Here is a 19847-nt window from a genome sequence, read left to right as displayed (position 1 = left end):
AAGCAACAATTTGACTTGTTTGGAGAATATTTAATGGGCGACAAAATGCGGCAGTTCGGCCTCGTCATTTTCGGTGCAATCACCGGCGTGATGCTGAGCCTCAATTTTTCTGCTGTTGCCGATAAGGAACCGCAGGGGGTCCTGCATCCCCTTCCGGTGGAGGAACTTCGCGCCTTCACAGAAGTGTTCGGCCGGATAAAAAATGATTACGTCGAACCGGTAGAAGACAAAAAGCTCATCACCGAAGCCATCAATGGCATGCTGACGGGCCTCGATCCTCATTCCGCCTATCTTGATGCAGATGCGTTCAAGGAGCTGCAGATTGGCACGCAGGGCGAGTTCGGTGGCCTGGGCATCGAAGTCAGCATGGAAGACGGGTTTGTCAAGGTCATTTCACCTATAGAGGATACGCCCGCTTTCCGCGCCGGGATAAAACCGGGAGATCTTATCATCAAGCTGGACGATACGGCAGTCAAGGGTCTCTCGCTTACGGAGGCCATCAAGCGCATGCGCGGCAAGCCCGATACTCCTATTACCCTTACCGTCGTACGCAAGGGTGAGACCAAGCCGATTGTGTTCCCGCTGGTTCGCGCCGTCATCAGGATACAAAGCGTGAAGTCGAAAATGATCGAACCCGGCTATGGGTATATTCGTATCACCCAGTTTCAGGAACAGACGGGGGAAAATCTGGCAAAAGCGATAGATAAGCTTTTCAAGGAAAATGCGGGGTCGATGAAGGGACTGGTGCTGGACCTGCGTAATGACCCGGGCGGCCTGCTGAATGGGGCAGTGGCAGTATCTGCGGCCTTTTTACCGGAGGATTCTCTGGTTGTCTATACTGATGGCCGTAGCGAAGATGCAAAGATGAAACTCAAGGCCAGTCCTGAGTTCTATCTGCGCGATACGAAGAATGACTATGTCAAGCGGCTCCCACCGGGGATCAAGACAGTACCGATGGTGACGCTCGTAAATGGTGGCTCGGCTTCAGCCTCGGAAATCGTCGCCGGCGCATTGCAGGATCATAAACGGTCGATCGTGATGGGAACGCAAACCTTCGGTAAAGGTTCGGTACAAACCATTTTACCGCTGGGGAACAACACAGCCATCAAATTGACCACAGCGCGGTACTATACGCCAAATGGGCAATCCATCCAGGCCAAGGGAATTACGCCTGATGTCATGGACGAGTTGGCAAAGGATGAAGTCGAGCGCCTGCGTGAAGCTGATCTCGATCGCCATCTCTCCAATGGCAAGGCGGAGGAGTCAAAACGGGAGGCGGAAGCGAAGGTAGCGCCGGAAGCTAAGGTAGTGCCGGAAGCGAAGGGGGCGCCAAAAACGGGAGCCAAGCCGGCCAAGCCCGAGAACGAAGAAGACAAGAGCAAGAAGCGTGAGTCACCTCCTGAATTCGGCTCCAGCGATGATCTGCTGCTGGTTCAGGCGATCAGCTATATCAAGGAAAATTCAGGCAAGCGGGCAACTGCAAAAATAGAAAACTGAGGCAACTCCTGAACATAAGGCAGCGAAAGAATCGAGGCGAAATGCCCTAATTCTTCCGCTGCCTGCCTCCCTGCAAAGTCCACAGATGCTGTGCATAAGGTCGAGCACGTTCAGTGCATTGCCCCGCTTATTTATTACGCCCTCACCTTTCCCCTATCTCCGGGAAATTCACATTGATACACCGCCCATCTGATTGTCTTGCATCTGTCCTTATGTTCCCGTATGCCTCACTTATGCCCGCTACTCCCATCTTCTGAAAAAGGGGGATATCCAGTAGCACTCCCGGACGGCGGCGAATCATTTTCCAAATGAATGACGATCAGTTGCTGCGTTACAGCCGTCACATCCTGTTGCCAGAGATAGGAATACAGGGTCAGGAAGCGTTGATCCGCTCGCATGTACTGGTAGTCGGCGCGGGCGGCCTGGGCTCTCCTGCAGCCATGTATCTTGCTTCGAGCGGGGTGGGAAGACTCACCATCTGTGACAATGACAGAGTTGACCTGACGAACCTCCAGCGCCAGATCATTCATGGTACAGACGACATCGGCGTACCGAAAACACACTCTGCCAGAAAGACACTTGCGAAAATCAATCCTGAAGTCGAAGTAATCGAGCTGGACGAGCGCATGGATGAAAAAAGATTGCTGCACCTGGTCGGGGACGCCGATGTGGTCGTGGACGCGAGCGATAATTTTCCCACCCGCTATGCCATCAACCATTCTTGCGTCCTTCGCCGCAAGCCGCTCGTATCAGGTGCAGCCGTGCGTTTTGAGGGGCAAGTCGCGGTATTCGATCGCAGACATTCGAACAGTCCATGCTATCACTGCCTGTTTCCAGCCGGTGGTGAAGATCAGGACATGCGTTGTGCAGTGATGGGCGTGTTTGCGCCGCTGGTAGGAGTCATTGGCTGCATGCAGGCTGCGGAAACACTGAAAATTCTCACCAACACTGGCCAGACCTTGAACGGCCGCCTGCTTATGCTGGACGGTCTTGCCATGAAATGGAAATCGTCCGAACTGAGAAAGGATCCAGGGTGCGAGGTTTGTGGAAACCCGTAGCTCTTGCGTACCGAGGTGATCGAGGAATCCAGCGCATACCCCTCCCGGCTTTTTAACACGCCTTGGGTCGCAGTCCCAATAGACGCCTCTCCTGAAAAAAGGATTGAGCGGGTACGGCATGGAACCCCAGAGCCGCCTCACTCTGCATGGAACGAGACGTTCCCCGCAGATCAGCAACCGGCTAGCATTATCCGGTAGGCCTCAGGCTTCAGGGAAGGCAAGGGCTCCAATGAAGACACGGTCTTGAAAAACTAAAGCGGCTAACTCACCTACAACTACAGTATTTTTGGTGCACTATATTGCGATGGCGTAGTGAGGAAGCATTGCTCCTCGAAGAAAAGGCAAAAGAAGGGGGATAATTCTTCATACGGCATTGCTATGAAACCACCTGCCCGAAGGAATTGCTGGAAACTATCTCTCTAAACTGTGCTTCCCAATATTCCATCGGATCGCGTTTGAAACCGCTTTTGGCAAACTGGTGCCAACGGCCCACAACATAACATAGCAGCATATTTGCGTGAGCGGATACGTCCAGATCCTCTACTATTTCCCGCTGGCTTACTGCAAAACGTAACGCCTGCTTGAGCGTCGCCTCCAGACGGTCGTGCAGTTGGGTGACGCGATTTTGCAAACGCTCATTCTCGTTTATCAAGGCATCACCAATCAACACCCTGGTCATTCCAGGATTTTTCTTTGCAAAACCAAGCAATAGGGCAAGGATGCCTTCGATCTGCCTGATGCCGCTTTTTTCTTCCGCTACCATCTTATTGATGAAGGTGAACAGGGTCTTTTCTATGAACTCGATCAAACTGTCAAACATTTGTGCTTTACTGGCGAAATGACGGTAAAGCGCGGCCTCGGAAACATCCAGCTTTGCCGCCAGCGCCGCTGTGGTAATTTTACCTGCCCTAGGCTCTTCCAGCATCTCTGCCAGAACCTGCAGAATCTGATCTTTTCTTTCCCCAGGCCTGCCCGTCATTGATTTCCTCGCTTCAATACCGAATTTCAAGCTCTGCCACTTATAATAACTAGCGCACGCGGCATACCAGGGCAGGCCGCAGCGCCTGAGATATCCTGTAAAACAAGTGTATCTCCCCGATTACACTTGCTTCGTTCCGTGTACCTTGTTGGCATCTATTGATCCGGCCAGAAAACACCATGTATCTCGTCATTCCGGGCCTGACTCTGAATCCAGCAAACCGGAATCCAGTCCAAACCAATAATGGCGTGCTTTGAACGTCACTGGATACCGGCTTCCGCCGGTATGACGTTTGTACTGTTTGCTCGCCAAATTAATAAGCTCAACTTCAGGTGTTCGGTCCTTACCAGAAAATTTACGGTGACCATCTCACTCGAAGGAAATCCATAAGGACCTGAGGGATATTTGGCCAGAAACCGCACTTCGCCCTGTCGGATTACCATGAAGCAGTAAATCAGTTCGCCTTTATGAGTGTTCCAACTCCCTCATCCGTCAGCACTTCGAGCAATAATCCGTGCTCGACGCGTCCATCGATGATGTGGCAGGTTTTGACACCGCTTTTGACTGCGTCCAGCGCAGAACTGATCTTGGGAATCATTCCTCCTGAAATGGTGCCATTGGCAATTAGCTCATCCACTTCCTGTGCAGTCAACCCCGTCAGTAAACTGCCATCCTTGTCCAGCACGCCCGGTGTGTTGGTAAGCAGTATCAGTTTTTCAGCGTTCAAAACCAGCGCCAGTCCCCCGGCGACCAGGTCGGCGTTGATGTTATAGGATTCGCCGCGGTTGCCCACGCCCACGGGGGCGATTACCGGGATGAAATCCCGGGTTTCGAGCAACTCGATCAAGGCAGGATCGATGTCCTCGATTTCTCCAACCTGGCCGAGATCGACCCACTCGTGCGCTCTCTCTTTGTCGCGCATCATCATTTTTTTTGCACGGATAAAACTGCCGTCCTTGCCTGTCAGGCCAACTGCGCGGCCACCGTGCTGATTGATGAGATTGACGATTTCCTTATTGATCAATCCCAGCACCATCTCTACGACATCCATGGTTTCCGCATCGGTCACGCGCATTCCCTGAATGAAGGCGCCCTGCTTGCCCACCCGCTTCAACATATCGTTGATCTGGGGGCCTCCTCCATGAACGATTACCGGGTTCATGCCGACCACTTTCAGCAGCGCTACGTCATGAGCGAAACACTTTTTGAGATTCTCCTCAGTCATGGCGTTGCCACCATATTTGATGACAATGGTTTTCCCATGAAAGCGCTGAATATAGGGCAACGCCTCAGCCAGAATTTTTGCTTTGTCTTTTGAGGAGGGTTGAGATGACAGCATGTTTTATTTGAGGAAATTTTCTGCGCTATTTTACCTTGAGTAGCGTGTTGCCGGGCTTCAAAAATTAGACATTCTCCGGCGACAGACAGGGCAAGAGGCCAGTCATCAGCAACAAGGGTCTTGATTCCTCCTCAGATTTCTACCGGCTTCTCGTCAAACCAGCGGTATAAAGTCGGCAATACAACCAGTGTCAGCAGGGTTGAGGTGATCAATCCACCAATGACCACCACGGCGAGGGGGCGTTGCACTTCCGAACCCGGACCGGTCGCGAAGAGAAATGGTATCAAGCCAAGCATCGCAACTGTTGCCGTCATCAGCACTGGCCGGAAGCGTTGCTCACAGCCCTTGATGACCGATTCCGCTATACTTGCTCCCTGCTCGCGCAGCTTCCGGATATAGGAAATCAGCACAATCCCATTGAGAACTGCAATACCCCACAACGCGATAAAACCCACGGAGGCTGGCACTGACAGATACTCGCCGGTCACAAAAAGTCCAATGACGCCACCGATGGAGGCAAATGGCAGCACGAGGATGATGAGTCCGGCAAGTTTGATGGAATTGAACAGCACAAACAGTAAGAAGAAAATCGCTGCGATGGTAAGCGGGACTATTATCGAAAGCGTTTCCATTGCGCGTTCCATGTTCTCGAACTGACCACCCCAGACAAAGTAATAACCAGTCGGAAGCTGCACTTCCTTCGCGATGCGCTGCTGCACTTCTTCAACGAAGCCCCCGAGGTCGCGTTCATGCACATTAACACCCACCACCACCCGCCGTTTCGCATATTCACGCGACACCTGCGCCGGCCCATCGACAACGCGAATCTCCGCAACGGTACTCAGCGGCACCAGAACGCCCCCATTTGCGAGGCCGCCACCAGAAGCAGGCGCGCCAGGTCGCCGTAGCAAAAGATCGCGGATCGACTCTACGTCGTCCCGAAACCGCTCCGGAAAGCGCAGAACGAGGGCTATGCGTCGCTCACGCTCGAACACTGTCGTCACCGCCTTTCCCCCGATGGCGGTCTGGATCAGTTCATTCACATCGGCAACGTTGAGGCCATGCCGGGCGATCGCGTAACGGTCGATATCGATGGTCAGGGACTGCTGTCCCGACAAACGCTCGATACGAAGGTCACGCGCACCCCGTACAGACTTCAGGATGCGCGCCACCTGCTCAGACAATTCGCGCAATTTTTCCAGATCATCGCCAAAAATTTTGAGGGCAACCTCCGAGCGTACACCGGTTACCATCTCGTCAACGCGTTGCGCAATAGGCTGGGACAACACAATGGACACACCGGGCAAGACGGCCAAGGCCTTGCGAATGTCCTCCTCGACTTCCGCCTGGGTTCGACCGGAATCGGGATCCAGCGCAGCAATAGGATCAGACTCGTTCTGCGAAGCCGGATCAGCAGGAGACTCCCCACGACCGAGCTTCGATACCACGCTCTTGACACCCGGCACTGCCGCAATCAGCGCCATTGCCTCCGATTCGATTTTGATAGCCTCATCCAGCGAGATCGAAGGCACCCGGATGATGACAGGCGTAATGGAGCCCTCCTGCATGGTCGGGATGAAGGATTTTCCGAGGAGCGGAAACAACGAAAACGATAATGCGAGCAGACCGATTGCAGTGACGATCGTGGTTTTCTCGTGCGCCAGGGCCGAATTCAGCAACCGATGATAAGCCGATTTGAGGAAGGCTATGATTCGAGTGTCTTTATCGGCGCCCCCCTTGAGAATATAGGCACAGAGCACGGGTGAAAGCGTCAACGATACGACCAGCGACACCGCCAGCGCGATCGCGATGGTGAATGCAAGCGGGCTGAAGGTCTTGCCCTCCATGCCCTGCAATGCCATGAGCGGAAGAAATACCAGAATGATGATACAGATACCGAAAATCACTGGGGTTCCTACCTCGACGACCGCATCGAGGATGGTTTGCAGTCTGGATTCGCGTGTGCCACTCGCATGCCCGAGGCGATGATAGACATTTTCCACCACTACCACGGTAGAATCGACCATCAAACCAATGGCAATGGCAAGTCCTCCGAGCGACATCAGATTGGCGGAAATCTCCTGCTGGTTCATCACCATAAAGGTGACCAGCGGTGTAATGATCAGCGTCGCGACGACGATCAGGCTGGAGCGGACATCTCCCAGAAATATGAACAATACGACCACAACCAGAAAAATACCTTCCATCAGGACTTTGCTTACCGTCCACAATGCAGCATCCACGAGGTCGGTACGATCATAGAATGGAACGATCTGAAGACCGCCTGGTAACAGCTTGCGATCGTTGATTTCGGCAACCTTTGCCTTTACTCGCGCGACAATTTCCTTCGCATTCCCGCCACGCAGCATCATCACAATACCCGCGACGGACTCGGTATATCCACCCTTGATGCTCGCGCCCTGCCGTACTTCCGCCCCGAATTTAACCTCGGCAACGTCCCGTACGAACACAGGAACGCCGTCGACTTCTTTCAGAACAATGTTTCTGATATCGTCCAACGACTGGATCAGTCCGACGCCCCTGATCAGGTACTGCTCGGCATGAAGAGGCAAGATGTTGCCACTCGAGTTGGCGTTATTACTCGCAATCGCCCGATCCACCTGGGACAAGGTGAGATCGTAGTGGCGCAAGCGGTCAGGGTTGACCAGCACATGGTATTGCTTGACGTAACCCCCCTGCGAATTGATTTCGGCCACGCCCTGCACAGAACGCAACAACGGCCGTACTACCCAGTCCTGTATGGTGCGCCGCCGCGTCAGCTCCTCCACTGAAAGCGCTTGCTTGCCGTCATCGGGATGCTCCAGGGTATATTGATAGACCTCCCCCAGGCCGGTAGTGACAGGTCCAAGTACCGGTGTAATACCAGGCGGCATCTTGCTGGCAACGCCAAGCAACCGCTCCATCACCAACTGGCGCGCAAAATAGACATCCGTCTCATCCGTGAAAACCATCGTGATGAGCGATATTCCACTCTTGTTCAGGGACCGCATCTCCACCAGCCCGGGCAGCCCAGTCATCGCAATTTCCACCGGTACAGTGACAATCCGCTCGATTTCTTCCGGACTGCGGCCCGGCGCCTCGGTGGCGACCTGCACCTGAACGTTGGTCACATCGGGAAAGGCGTCAACCGACAGCTTGGTTGACGCGCGCATGCCGGCAGCCACCAGGCCGAGCGCGACCACCACCACTATCAGGCGTTGCTTGAGCATTGCACGAATGATTGATGCCAGCACGGGACTATTCCAGTTCGGCGAGCTTGCGCTCGTTTTCCAGGTGAAATGCGCCGTCGACTACAACGGTCTGATCGATGGAAAGTCCTTTCAGCACAGGACGCACATCGCCTACTTCCGCACCCAGTTCGACGGGGACGCGCAGAAACCGGTTGTCGCCCTGGGCAAGAAATATATAGTCCTGATTGTTTTCGCGAACTACCGCCGTCTCCGGCACCACCAGACTTTCAACCGGATTGTCGAGAATATGCATGCTGGCAAGCATGGCTGGCTTGAGCTTTCTCCGCGGGTTTTCTACAACGGTCCGCACCATCACTGTTCTTGTCAACGGATTCACGGTATCGGCGACAAAGATGATCAAACCGTCGAAGCTGATATTTCCCAGCGCTGGAACGTGAATCTCCACGTGCTGACCAACCTGCACATGGCGCGCAATCTGCTCCGGCACGTCACCCACGACCCATACAGAAGAGAGATCGGCAACCTGAAACAACAGGTCGGAGGGTTGGACTACCTGCCCAATGGCGACATTCCGCTCGATAACGACGCCCGGCTTGGAACTCTTGATCGCTACTGAGGGCATGAGGGTTCCGTCTTTCCCAAGCTTGCTCAGGGCTCTGCTGTCCATGCCCAGCAGGCGCAATTGATCCGCCGCTGCGCCCAACTCTGCCCGCGAAACCTGTAGTTCGGACTCGCGCCGCTGCATTTCCGCAATACTGATGACGTCTGCGGCGAGCAAATGGCGCGCACGCTCGGCCGCTTTTTCCGCCAGGGTTTCAAGGGAGAACGCCCGCAGGTAAGCCAGTTGCGCCTGAGTCAATTCCGGACTGGAAATACGAGCGAGTTCGGCGCCCGCCTCGACGTTGTCGCCCAGCATGGCGTACACATCGATAATCCGGCCGGTGACGTTAGCCCCGACACGAACCAGCCTGTGCTCATCCACCTCGACCTGGCTCGGCGCCTGCAGCTTGTCGGCGACATTGATCAAAGTGGGTTTCCCAACCTTGACGTGATGCATCTTTTCGGGCTCCAGTGTGACGAGATTTGCGTTTTCCGGCTCCTTTGCCACAACCTCCTCTTTGACTGCCGGCTTGCCGCCCCCGCACCCGGAAACAGACAATACAAGCAGGATGCCGATTAACGGCATAGTGATTTTCATTCGAAGTCTTCCTTGGGATAGTATGCTCGAAGGCGATCGATCTCGGTAACCGCAGCCTGCAAATCGAAGCGCGCCTGCAAGAGATCCGAAAGCACGCCACGCAGTACGCGCTGCGTATCGAGCACTTCAATCAGGCCGCGCTCGCCAAAGCGGTAGGCTGCCTGAGCAATTTCCAGTGCCTTTTCAGCTTCCTTGACCAATCCGCCTTCAAACATGTCCACTCTGCGCTGGGCGATCTGCTTGGCCTGCCAGGCGGATTCAAGCAGCTGTCCTATTTCAAAGCGCCGAAACTCCAATATTCCGCGCGCCCGCTCCGAATCCGCGACAGCAGCGTTGATCTCCCCGCGGCGTTGATAAAACAAAGGGATGGTCACGTTTACGCCTGCCAGATTCGAGGTGTATTGCGCCTCCTGAAAATTACTGAGTAATACCGTTAACGATGGCAATACGGCTGCACGTTCCTGGTCGATCCGCCGCCGCGCCCGGTTCCACTCAGCCTCCAGGCGCGTAACTTCCGGATTGACCGCAGGCACAGTTTCGCGCAACTCTTCCAGGGGGGGGAGGTTCACGGGCTGTGCGAGCGATCCCTGTATCTGGAAATCAGGCTGCAAGGCGCCAGCAGTGAGTTGCATCAGGGCAATACGCGCTCTCTGGGCATTCAAGTGCGCCGCTTCCTTACGTGAAGCCGCGGCCAGAACTTCCGTTTCGGCCCTGATCAGTTCGAAGCGTGGCGCCTCCCCCACATCGACACGCACCTTGACGCGACGGCGTATTTCCTCCATCAAATCGGAAACGCTTGCCTCCACTCGCGCCACTTCCTGCCGCAGGATCAGTTCATAGGCAGCGACACGTAACTGCGCCGCCAAATCCGCCCTCACCTGTTCCAGGCCTGCATGACTGGCATCCACCCCTGCTTCTGCCGAGCCGATGCGCGCACTCCGGAGGAACGGATTCTCGATCGTCTGGGATATGGTAAATTGACGGTGGCTGTTTGCAGGAAGGGCCTGGGGGACAACACGCGCATGCTGCGGACCCGCCATGAAGGTCAGTTGCGGATTGGGATAAGCCGAGGCACCCACGACGCCCGCTTCCGCAGCTCTTATTTGAAAATTCGCTGCCTGCACCAGGCCGTTGGCCTTCAATCCGAGCCGCTGCAACTCCTCAATGGTAAGGAGCTGGGAAGGCGGTGTAGCTGGCGTAGGCATGGTTGGACCAGGTGCGGCAGGAGCCAGCAAGCCAGGCAACCGTCCCGTTGCCGGTCCCGGCACGGTTGGGCCGGGCGCAGTGGCCGGTGGCAGGGCTGGCGACCGGGGCGCAGGCATGACAGGTGGCGCAGGAGCAGGTGCCATAGCCGGCGGAAGCGCCGGAGGTTGGGTAATAGCAGGAATCGTTGAAGGCTGCTGAGCCAAAGCCGGCGGGAGTGGCGAAACAAGGATCAGGGCCGACAGAATACGGCAAAGACGTGATATATGCATGTGCTACCCGTTGATTTCTTCGAAGCAATGCCTGAACGATTGCACCGGACGCATTAAGACTGCGGAAAAGAAGGTCTCAACAACAGCGACGGCAGCAACTTTGCTGCCAGTTGGAGCGGCGAAAGGAACAGCATATAAATATGAACGCGCGATACGCGAGACGGATGACACGGCAAAGCCCATCTAATTTAGTCTAGATGAGAAATTGCATCAAGAAAAGTAGTATCTCGCTGATGATATAATCGGTTTTCACGAAGTATCGAGTTTGCCTGCACACTGATATGCTTAATTACAAGCAATTACACTATTTTTGGGCAGTGGCCAAGGCAGGCAGCATTGTCCGCGCCAGCGAACGCTTGAACCTTACGCCCCAGACTCTGAGCGGCCAGATCGGATTATTGGAAGACGCGCTGAGGGCGCCACTTTTTTTACGAGTGGGGAGACGCCTTGAATTGACCGAAACGGGACGGCTTGCCCTATCATATGCCGACGAAATCTTTCAGATTGGAAACGAGCTGGAAGAAGCATTGCGCGCCCGCCCGGAACGCCACGCCATTCCATTCCGGGTGGGCGTGGATGATGCGGTCCCCAAGTCCATCGCCTACCGATTGTTAACGCCTGCCATGGAGCTTGCTTCGCCTGTACGCATTGTCTGCCGCGAGGATAAACTGGTGCGGTTGCTGGTGGAGCTGGCGATCCAGCGAGTCGATTTGATACTGGCCGACCGACCCATGCGGGATGAAGCAAATGTGAAAGGCTACAGCCATAAGCTGGGAAACTGCGGCATTACATTTTTTGCCGCACCACATCTTGCAAAAACGTTCAAAAAAAAGTGGCCCCATGTTCTTGATGCGGCCCCCTTGCTCATTCCCGGTAAAGACGCCGCCATACGCATACCATTGATGCGATGGTTCGACGTCCACCAACTCCGCCCCCGCATCGTGGGAGAATTCGACGACAGCGCACTGATGCAGGCATTCGGCCAGGCAGGTATCGGCATTTTCATTGCCCCATCCGTAATAGCCGACGAGGTGCAGCGTGAACATGGCGTTGTTGTTGTCGGCCGCACTGATGAGGTTACCGAACAGTTTTACGCCATCTCGCTGGAACGCCGTCTTACGCACCCCGCCGTCGTCGCCATCAACGACACAGCCCACCGGGAGCTATTCGCGACCCGGGCTGCTTCCTAGCGGGCTTCAAAAACATAGTCCACGCCACACATCGGATTTACACTGCCGGCCGCGTCATGCCGTGTTCCCGCCGGTGCTCAGAAACAACTGATTGATACGCTTCACGAAACTGGCGGGATCATCCAGTTGCCCGCCCTCGGCCAACAACGCCTGGTCGAACAAAATGTGGCTCCAGTCGGCGAAATGAGTCTCCTCCGATTTCAGGCGCTCTACCATGGGATGGTACGGATTGATTTCCAGGATAGGTTTGGTATGCGTGACCTTCTGCCCGGCAGACTTGAGCAGGCGCTCCAGGTTTCCGCTCATGTCATGGGTTTCCGCCACCAGGCAGGCGGGAGATTCGGTCAGACGCAAGGTGATCCGTACATCCTTTACCTGCTCGCCGAGCGCTTCTTTTATCTTCTCGGTAAGCTCCTTGTATTCACCCGCTTCTTTTTCCTGCTCCTTTTTCTCCGCCTCGTCCTCCAGTTTACCCAGATCGAGACTGCCCTTTGCTATGGACTGCAGGTGTTTACCCTCGAACTCAGGCAGATTCGCAACCAGCCACTCATCCACGCGATCGAACAACAGAATGACTTCAATGTCTTTCTTGCGGAAAATTTCGAGGTGCGGACTGCTTTTAGCCGCCGTGAGACTGTCGGCCGTGACATAGTAGATCTTTTCCTGCCCGTCCTTCATGCGTCCTACATAATCGCTCAAGGAGACGTCCTGCTCTTCCGAATCGGAATGGGTAGAAACAAAGCGCAGCAGCTTGGCGATGCGCTCGCGGTTGGCATAGTCTTCCGCCACTCCCTCTTTCATAACCTGGCCGAATTCCTTCCAGAAGGTCTTGAATTTGGCCTTCTCGTCGTCCTTTTCACCTTGCGCGAGGTCGTCGAGTAATCCCAGCACCTTTTTCACCGAGCCGGCCCGCATGGCTTCAATGTCCTTCGATTCCTGCAATATTTCGCGGGAGACATTCAGCGGGAGGTCATTCGAATCTATTATTCCTCGTACGAAACGTAGGTAATTGGGCAGCAACTGTTTGGCATCATCCATGATGAATACTCTTCTGACATACAGTTTGATGCCGTGGCGGGATTCGCGATCATACAGATCGAACGGAGCGCGGGAGGGGATGTAAAGCAGTTGTGTATATTCCTGCTTGCCCTCTACCCTGGCGTGAACATACGCCAGCGGAGGTTCGAAATCGTGCGCGACATGCTTGTAGAATTCGTTGTACTGCTCTTCGCTGATCTCGTTTTTCGGCCGCGCCCACAAGGCGCTTGCCTGATTGATGGTTTCGTCTTCCTCGGTGATCGTATTTTCATTTTTTTCCTGCGACCATTCCTCTTTTTTCATCACGATGGGAAGGGTGATATGGTCCGAGTACTTGCGGATGATGGAGCGCAGCCGCCAGCCATTGAGCAGCTCATCCTCTCCTTCGCGCAAATGCAGGGTCACCTCGGTGCCGCGGCCGGGTTTCTCGACTGTCTCAAGAGTGTAATCTCCCTCACCGCCCGATTCCCAGCGAACACCGTGTTCGTGCGTCAGGCCGGCCCGCCGCGTGGTAAGCGTCACTTTGTCAGCAACAATGAATGCGGAATAAAAACCTACCCCGAACTGGCCGATCAGGTGCGCATCCTTGGCCTGGTCGCCGGTTAATCCGTCGAAGAATTCGCGTGTGCCGGATTTGGCGATAGTGCCGATATGGTCTATTACCTCCTGCCGAGACATGCCGATGCCATTGTCCGCAACAGTAATGGTGCGTGCCTCCTTATCGTAACTTACACGTATTTTCAGGTCCGAATCGGATTCGTACAGAGCGCCATCGGTCAAAGCTTCGAACCGCAGCTTGTCGGCAGCATCCGATGCGTTGGAAATGAGTTCGCGCAAGAAAATTTCCTTGTTACTATACAAGGAATGAATCATCAGCTTGAGGAGTTGTTTGACCTCGGTCTGAAAATTCAAATGTTCTTTTGTAGCTGTTGCTTCCATTGTTTTCCTCCAAAAAAAATGCAATAAAGTAAATGAGGGCAAATTCGGGATTTTCAAGTTGAAAAGCTTCATACCGATAATTTTCCGCGCCATCTCTCTGTCTCTGCCCTACTCCTTCATTTGCCGCACACCCGATTTGATTTCTGAATATCGTTAAACCGGAGTCTGACCATGCACATCCCAAAAATTCTCATACGTTTCATGGCCGCCTGCTTGCTCTGTTGCGGCTTACCTGCCGTGGCGGACAGCAAAACCGGCAAGCTGCCCCTGGACAAGATCAAATTACCGGCCGGATTTTCGATCGAAGTGTGGGCCGAAGTGCCGAACGCGCGCGGACTGGCGCTGGGAAAAAACGGTACGGTGTTCGCAGGCTCGATGGATGAAGGCAATATCTACGCGATTACAGATAAGGGGGACACCCGCGAGGTAAAAACCATCGCCAGAGGGCTTAATCTTCCCATAGGGGTCGCCTTTCGCGATGGCGCGTTATATGCTTCATCGGTCGACCGCATCCTGCGTTTTGACGATATTGAGGAAAAACTCGATCAACCCGGAAAACCGTATGTTGTCACCGAACGATTTCCCAACGAGAAACACCATGGAGGCAGATATATAGGTTTTGGCCCGGATGGTCTTCTGTATGTCGCGGTGGGCGCTCCATGCAATGTCTGCGAAACGGAGCCGGAGAAGTTTTCGCTGATTTCCCGCATCAATCCGGATGGCTCAAACTATGAGGTCTTCGCGTACGGGATACGAAACTCGGTAGGATTCGATTGGCATCCCGAAACAAAGGAATTGTGGTTTACCGATAACGGCCGGGACTGGATGGGCGACAACCTGCCGCCGGACGAACTCAACCGTGCATCAAAAAAGGGGATGCATTTCGGCTATCCCTACTGCCATTCCGACGATATCCTTGACCCGAAGTACGGTGCAAAGCGGGATTGCCGCAAGCTCACCTCACCCGCAGCGAAACTTCCCCCGCACGCAGGTGCCCTGGGGATGCGCTTCTATGCAGGGACCATGTTTCCTCCCCAATATCGCAACAGCATCTTTATAGCCGAACATGGCTCATGGAACCGGCGCAATAAAATCGGCTACCGCATCGAGCTCGCAAGGATAAAGGGCAGCAAGGTGATAAAGCAGGAAGTGTTTGCCGAAGGCTGGGTGGAAAATGAAAAAAATTGGGGAAGGCCTGTGGATGTACTGGTGATGCCAGACGGGGCGCTGCTTGTGTCGGATGATTTTGCCGGGGTAATTTATCGGATCAGTTATAAGAAACCTTGAGCAGACTGAGCAATGCAAAACGAGCGCAACCAGCAATTCAGGAGCAGCCTTCATTTGAGTGACGGGTGGGGGAACAGTGGATAATCTGGCTTCAATTGATTTTTCCACGCTTTCCCCTGAACGCGTGCTGGACGCTCTGGAAAGCCTGGGTTTCCGCAGCGACGGCCGGCTGCTGGCACTCAACAGCTACGAGAACCGCGTCTACCAAATCGGCCTCGAAAATGGTGCGCCAGTCGTAGCAAAATTTTACCGGCCGGAACGCTGGACGAACAACGCCATTCTTGAGGAACACGCGTTCGTGCAGGAACTGGCCAAACACGAAATTCCTGTCGTACCCCCGTTGGTGCTGCAGGGAACATCGCTGCATTATTCTGAGGGATTTCGTTTCGCTGTTTTTCCAAGGCATGGCGGCCGCGCGCCGGAACTGGAAGATCACCACACGCTGGAATGGATGGGTCGTTTCCTTGCACGCATCCATGCCGTCGGTGCGCTCAACCCCTTTCATGAACGCCCGGAATTGAATATCGCCAGCTTCGGCGAACAACCGCGCGACTATCTGCTGGGGCATGGATTCGTTCCACCTGATCTTGAGGCTGCTTATCGCAGTGCCGTGAATCAGGCGCTGGAGGGTGCGCGGCACTGTTTTGCGCGTGCAGGGGAAGTGCGCGCGTTACGCCTGCACGGCGACTGTCATGCAGGCAATGTTTTATGGACTGACGATGGCCCGCATTTCGTCGATTTTGACGACAGCCGCATGGGACCGGCAGTACAGGACTTGTGGATGCTGTTATCCGGCGACCGGGCCGACATGAGGAAGCAGTTGGACAGCGTGCTGGCCGGGTATGAGAGCTTCTTCGATTTCGACGAAAGGGAATTGCATCTGGTCGAGGCGCTACGCACTCTGCGCCTGATCCACTACGCGGCGTGGCTTGCACAGCGGTGGGACGACCCGGCTTTCAAGCGAGCGTTTCCCTGGTTCAACACCCAACGCTACTGGCAGGATCGCGTTCTCGAATTGCGGGAGCAGATCGCCCTTATGGATGAGCCGCCGCTATGACAGGATTTACAGGCATGATCGTTGTTCCCAAGTTTATTGTTCCACACGCAGCCGATCGTGATCGTAGAAAATTGAAGTTTCCATTTTAAGTCTTTATGACAAGTTTATATGGATGCAAAAACGACATCCTGTCCGTGCGGTTACACGGAGATAACAGCGAGACCAGCGGGAACTCGGCAGGCTCGTCCTTCTACGAATAGCGGAAGAAAGTATGCTGACTGCTGCGGCCGCTACCTGGATGACGGCGAAACGGCCCCCACAGCGGAAGCATTGATGCGTTCGCGCTATACTGCATATGCCCTCGGTCGTGAAGAATACCTGCTGGCAACCTGGAGTCAAGACACGCGCCCAGCATCACTTGGATTGGAAAGTAAACAGCATGGAAAATGGCTGAGACTGGAAGTGAAACTTCATGAACAGTCAGCGCCCGATCATGCCATGGTGGAATTCGTGGCACGTTACAAGGTAGATGGCCGCGCGCACCGGTTGCATGAAATCAGCCGCTTTGTGCGTGAGGGCGGGCAATGGTTCTATGTGGATGGCGATATTATAAGATCTTGAGATTAAAAAATGATATCGCGTACCTGGAACATTGAGCGGTTACCTCCCCGACGGATATCTGGACTGCAGAGTCTCGAACGCTAAGCGCCATATTTGCCTTTGGAGATCATGCGGGATATCAGCTTGAGCTTGAATCCAGCGTTCATCGTCCTCACGCGTCGCGTAATGCAAATAAGTCCTGACCGATATTGGATCTGCTGGGTGAGTCGGTCCTGAAGGTTTAGGTTGAATAACGTGCAATAGTTGCGCGAGAAAACGTACCCTCGAAAAGGGAATGATTCAATTATCCATTCAAACCTGGAGAAAGGATTATCTGCTGTGGTTTCTTGCCGGACTCCTCATCGTCCTGACCATAGCGGAACCTGCACGACTCTTTTCATACCCTCGCCTCGTAGATTGGCCCACCATCGGTGGCGTAGCGGGATTGCTCGTACTTGCCAAAGGTATTGAACTCTCCGGCTATCTGCACCGCCTTGGCAAACGACTGATAGAAATCATGCGCACCAGCCGATCCCTTGCAACATTGCTCGTTCTGGCAGCAGCGTTACTTTCTATGGTGCTGACCAACGATGTCGCCCTGTTCATAATGGTGCCGTTGACCACAGGCCTGCAGGGTGTCGGCGTGATTCCTGTGACGCGACTTATCATCGTGGAGGCATTGGCTGTAAATGCAGGTTCAGCTCTTACACCGATCGGAAACCCACAAAACCTGTTTTTGTGGAAAGTATCTGGCTTATCCTTTCATGAATACGTGCAAGCGATGCTGCCTCTAGCGCTCATCCTGATCACCAGTCTCCTGGTGTTGATTGCATTCATGTTCGACAGCAATCGCATTCAGGTCAGGGAAGAGGTTGATATGCCAATAGCGAACAACAAGCTATTCCATTCATCCTTGATTCTCTATCTACCATTTCTGATTCTTATTGATCTACATCAGGCGGAACTGGCAGTTTTGCTGATACTCATGGTCTTCTTTATCCGGCATCGCAACATTCTCGTGAATGTGGATTGGGGACTCATTCTCGTACTTGCCCTCATGTTCGTGAACATGCGCCTTATCGCTGATAACCACATTATTCATTCATTTTTTACAGAATTGAGACTGGATGAGCACGAACGGCTTTACTTTGCGGGTATTGCGCTTGCACAGATCATGAGCAATGTGCCCGCTGCAATTTTATTGGCCGATTATTCAAGCAACTGGAAACTGATTGCCTATGCGGTGAACGTCGGGGGATTTGGCTTTGTATTGGGCTCTCTCGCCAATTTAATAGCGCTACGGCTCGCCCGGGACAGAAAAGCGTGGCTGATATTTCATGTCTACTCCCTGCCATTTCTGCTTGTCACGGGTACTTTTGTCTATCTGTTGCTATTTATCGGTTAACATTCCATTGGATTTGCCCATTGCCGCACCTCTTCTAGAAGGAAGAGAGAGCAGCCACCGTTCTGTATGCGATAATGGAAGCCTCTTCACGCGTCCAAATACGGAATCATCTGCAAGCGCCGCCTATCCCTCATGCAGGCATAAAAACGGCTCGGCGGCGATGCAGAAACGCAGTTAAGTAGAGTGTTGTATCGCGTAGGAGCAGAGGGCGATAAGTGATTGGGGGAAGATGCCGAATGCGAGTATTGCGATTCCGTTGGCGCTCAGCAATACCTTGACGTCGCCTTTCGGCACGATGACCACATCGGTTTCAGGTTCGTCGAAATACATGAGCTTGACGATACGCAGGTAATAGAATACCCCGATCAGCGAAAGGAGCACAGCCAGCACGGCGAGCCAGGTATACCCTGCGTTCAGCACGGCCTGAAGCACTGACAGCTTGGCATAAATGCCCACGGTGGGCGGGATGCCGGCCATGGAGAACATCAGCAGCAGCATGATAAAGGCATACCACGGGTTGCGCCGGTTGAGCCCTTTGTAATCATCCAGTTTATCCGCTTCAAAGCCTGCGCGTGAGAGAAGCATGATAATGCCGAATGTACCCATTGTCATGAGCACGTAGACCACGACGTAAAACATTGCGGCACTGTAGCCGTTTTCATTCGCGCCGATAATGCCAAGCAACATGAATCCCATGTGCGAGATGGTGGAATAGGCCAGCATGCGCTTGATGTTGCTCTGGGCGATGGCGGCAATATTGCCGATCACCATTGACGTGATTGCAAGTATGATCAGCATGCCCTGCCAGTCGCCGGACATTGCACCCAGACCTTCCACCAGCAGGCGCATGACAAAACCGAATGCCGCGAGTTTCGGCGCCGAACCGATAAACAGCACCACTGCTGAAGACGCCCCTTCATAAACATCGGGCGCCCACATATGGAAAGGTGCTGCGCTCAGCTTGAAACTGATGCCGGCCACAATGAAAACCAGACCGACAACCAGCACACCCTGGCTGATTACTCCACCTTCGATAACTTCTCTCACACTAGCAATATGGAGCGAGCCGGTGGCCCCATAAATCATTGACATCCCATACAGCAGAAAGCCGGACGCCAAAGCACCCAGGACAAAAAACTTTATTGCCGCCTCGGTGGCCCCTGCTGAGTCGCGCCTCAACGCAACCATCGCATAGAGGGACAAGGAAAGGAGTTCCAGCCCCAGGTAGAGTGTCATGAAGTGACTGGCGGAAATCATGACCATCATTCCGAGGGTCGCGAACAGCGCGAGGCTGAAGAATTCTCCGCTCAGTATTCCCCGATCCGAAATATATGTGCGGGAATAAACCAGCACTACGGATACGGTGACATAAACCAGCATCTTGAGAATGTCAGCTAGCGTGTCATCGACAAACATGCCGGAAAATGTATGGACGACATCGGGTCCTGAAGTACTGAAGGTGATCAGCATGCAGCCGAACAGCGTCAGTTGGGCTAAAAGATAGGCAGTGCCGGGCTTCTTGTCGCCCCATGCAAGATCAGCCATTAATACTCCGCACACCATCACCAGAAGGAATATTTCCGGATAGGCTGGCGCGAAATCAGGCAGCATAAAATTCATTTATCATCCTTAG

The 19847-nt window shown here is 53.9% G+C and carries 15 protein-coding genes; 8 read left to right on the top strand and 7 right to left on the bottom strand.

The window, feature by feature from the left end; translation table 11 throughout:
* The first annotated feature begins 33 nt into the window (after positions 1–33).
* Positions 34–1497: a S41 family peptidase gene (locus tag C8R21_RS03285; RefSeq protein WP_107761426.1), complete on the top strand. Its 1464-nt coding sequence runs from the start codon at positions 34–36 to the stop codon at positions 1495–1497.
* Between the two features lie 308 nt (positions 1498–1805).
* Entirely contained in the window at positions 1806–2555 is a 750-nt protein-coding gene (locus C8R21_RS03280) for a HesA/MoeB/ThiF family protein (protein WP_107761425.1), read from the top strand.
* 376 nt (positions 2556–2931) lie between these two features.
* Here the strand turns inward: C8R21_RS03280 and slmA are convergent, their stop codons facing one another.
* The 5 genes from slmA to C8R21_RS03250 all read right to left on the bottom strand — a co-directional run bounded on the left by slmA (position 2932) and on the right by C8R21_RS03250 (position 10488).
* Positions 2932–3534: a nucleoid occlusion factor SlmA gene (slmA, locus tag C8R21_RS03275; RefSeq protein WP_011380461.1), complete on the bottom strand. Its 603-nt coding sequence runs from the start codon at positions 3532–3534 to the stop codon at positions 2932–2934.
* A gap of 454 nt (positions 3535–3988) precedes the next feature.
* On the bottom strand, positions 3989–4873 hold the full coding sequence (gene argB / locus C8R21_RS03265; RefSeq protein WP_181258838.1) for an acetylglutamate kinase: 885 nt from the start codon (positions 4871–4873) through the stop codon (positions 3989–3991).
* Positions 4874–5004: 131 nt separating this feature from the next.
* Entirely contained in the window at positions 5005–8127 is a 3123-nt protein-coding gene (locus C8R21_RS03260) for an efflux RND transporter permease subunit (RefSeq protein ID WP_107761423.1), read from the bottom strand.
* Positions 8128–8131: 4 nt separating this feature from the next.
* A complete protein-coding gene (locus C8R21_RS03255) occupies positions 8132–9283 on the bottom strand; it encodes an efflux RND transporter periplasmic adaptor subunit (RefSeq protein ID WP_074974370.1) in 1152 nt (383 codons plus the stop codon).
* Complete coding sequence (locus tag C8R21_RS03250; protein ID WP_258192231.1) at positions 9280–10488, bottom strand: TolC family protein; 1209 nt, start codon at positions 10486–10488, stop codon at positions 9280–9282. Before C8R21_RS03250 ends, C8R21_RS03255 begins: the two co-directional genes overlap by 4 nt.
* On the opposite strand from C8R21_RS03250, the gene C8R21_RS16335 reads away from it, so the two are divergent.
* Both C8R21_RS16335 and nhaR read left to right on the top strand, forming a co-directional pair.
* A complete protein-coding gene (locus C8R21_RS16335) occupies positions 10487–10687 on the top strand; it encodes a hypothetical protein (RefSeq protein WP_256210387.1) in 201 nt (66 codons plus the stop codon). The genes C8R21_RS03250 and C8R21_RS16335 overlap by 2 nt on opposite strands.
* A 352-nt stretch (positions 10688–11039) precedes the next feature.
* Positions 11040–11948, top strand: coding sequence for a transcriptional activator NhaR (nhaR, locus tag C8R21_RS03240; RefSeq protein WP_107761420.1), 909 nt, complete (start codon positions 11040–11042; stop codon positions 11946–11948).
* Positions 11949–12002: 54 nt separating this feature from the next.
* On the opposite strand, the gene htpG is transcribed toward nhaR, so the two are convergent.
* Positions 12003–13925: a molecular chaperone HtpG gene (gene htpG, locus C8R21_RS03235; protein ID WP_107761519.1), complete on the bottom strand. Its 1923-nt coding sequence runs from the start codon at positions 13923–13925 to the stop codon at positions 12003–12005.
* A 171-nt stretch (positions 13926–14096) separates the two neighbouring features.
* Here htpG and C8R21_RS03230 point away from each other — a divergent pair, with 171 nt between their 5' ends.
* The 4 genes from C8R21_RS03230 (at position 14097) to C8R21_RS03215 (ending at position 18214) form a co-directional block, all read left to right on the top strand.
* A complete protein-coding gene (locus C8R21_RS03230) occupies positions 14097–15212 on the top strand; it encodes a PQQ-dependent sugar dehydrogenase (protein WP_107761419.1) in 1116 nt (371 codons plus the stop codon).
* Positions 15213–15297: 85 nt separating this feature from the next.
* Positions 15298–16269: a serine/threonine protein kinase gene (locus C8R21_RS03225; protein ID WP_375135992.1), complete on the top strand. Its 972-nt coding sequence runs from the start codon at positions 15298–15300 to the stop codon at positions 16267–16269.
* Positions 16270–16377: 108 nt separating this feature from the next.
* On the top strand, positions 16378–16830 hold the full coding sequence (locus tag C8R21_RS03220; protein ID WP_107761417.1) for a YchJ family protein: 453 nt from the start codon (positions 16378–16380) through the stop codon (positions 16828–16830).
* 274 nt (positions 16831–17104) lie between these two features.
* Positions 17105–18214: an SLC13 family permease gene (locus C8R21_RS03215; RefSeq protein WP_107761416.1), complete on the top strand. Its 1110-nt coding sequence runs from the start codon at positions 17105–17107 to the stop codon at positions 18212–18214.
* 174 nt (positions 18215–18388) lie between these two features.
* Here the strand turns inward: C8R21_RS03215 and nuoN are convergent, their stop codons facing one another.
* A complete protein-coding gene (gene nuoN, locus C8R21_RS03210; protein WP_107761415.1) occupies positions 18389–19834 on the bottom strand; it encodes an NADH-quinone oxidoreductase subunit NuoN in 1446 nt (481 codons plus the stop codon).
* Positions 19835–19847 lie beyond the last annotated feature (13 nt).

Source organism: Nitrosospira multiformis (assembly GCF_003050865.1).
Taxonomy (GTDB): Bacteria; Pseudomonadota; Gammaproteobacteria; order Burkholderiales; family Nitrosomonadaceae; genus Nitrosospira; species Nitrosospira multiformis_E.
This window is presented reverse-complemented; position numbering and strand designations above follow the sequence as displayed.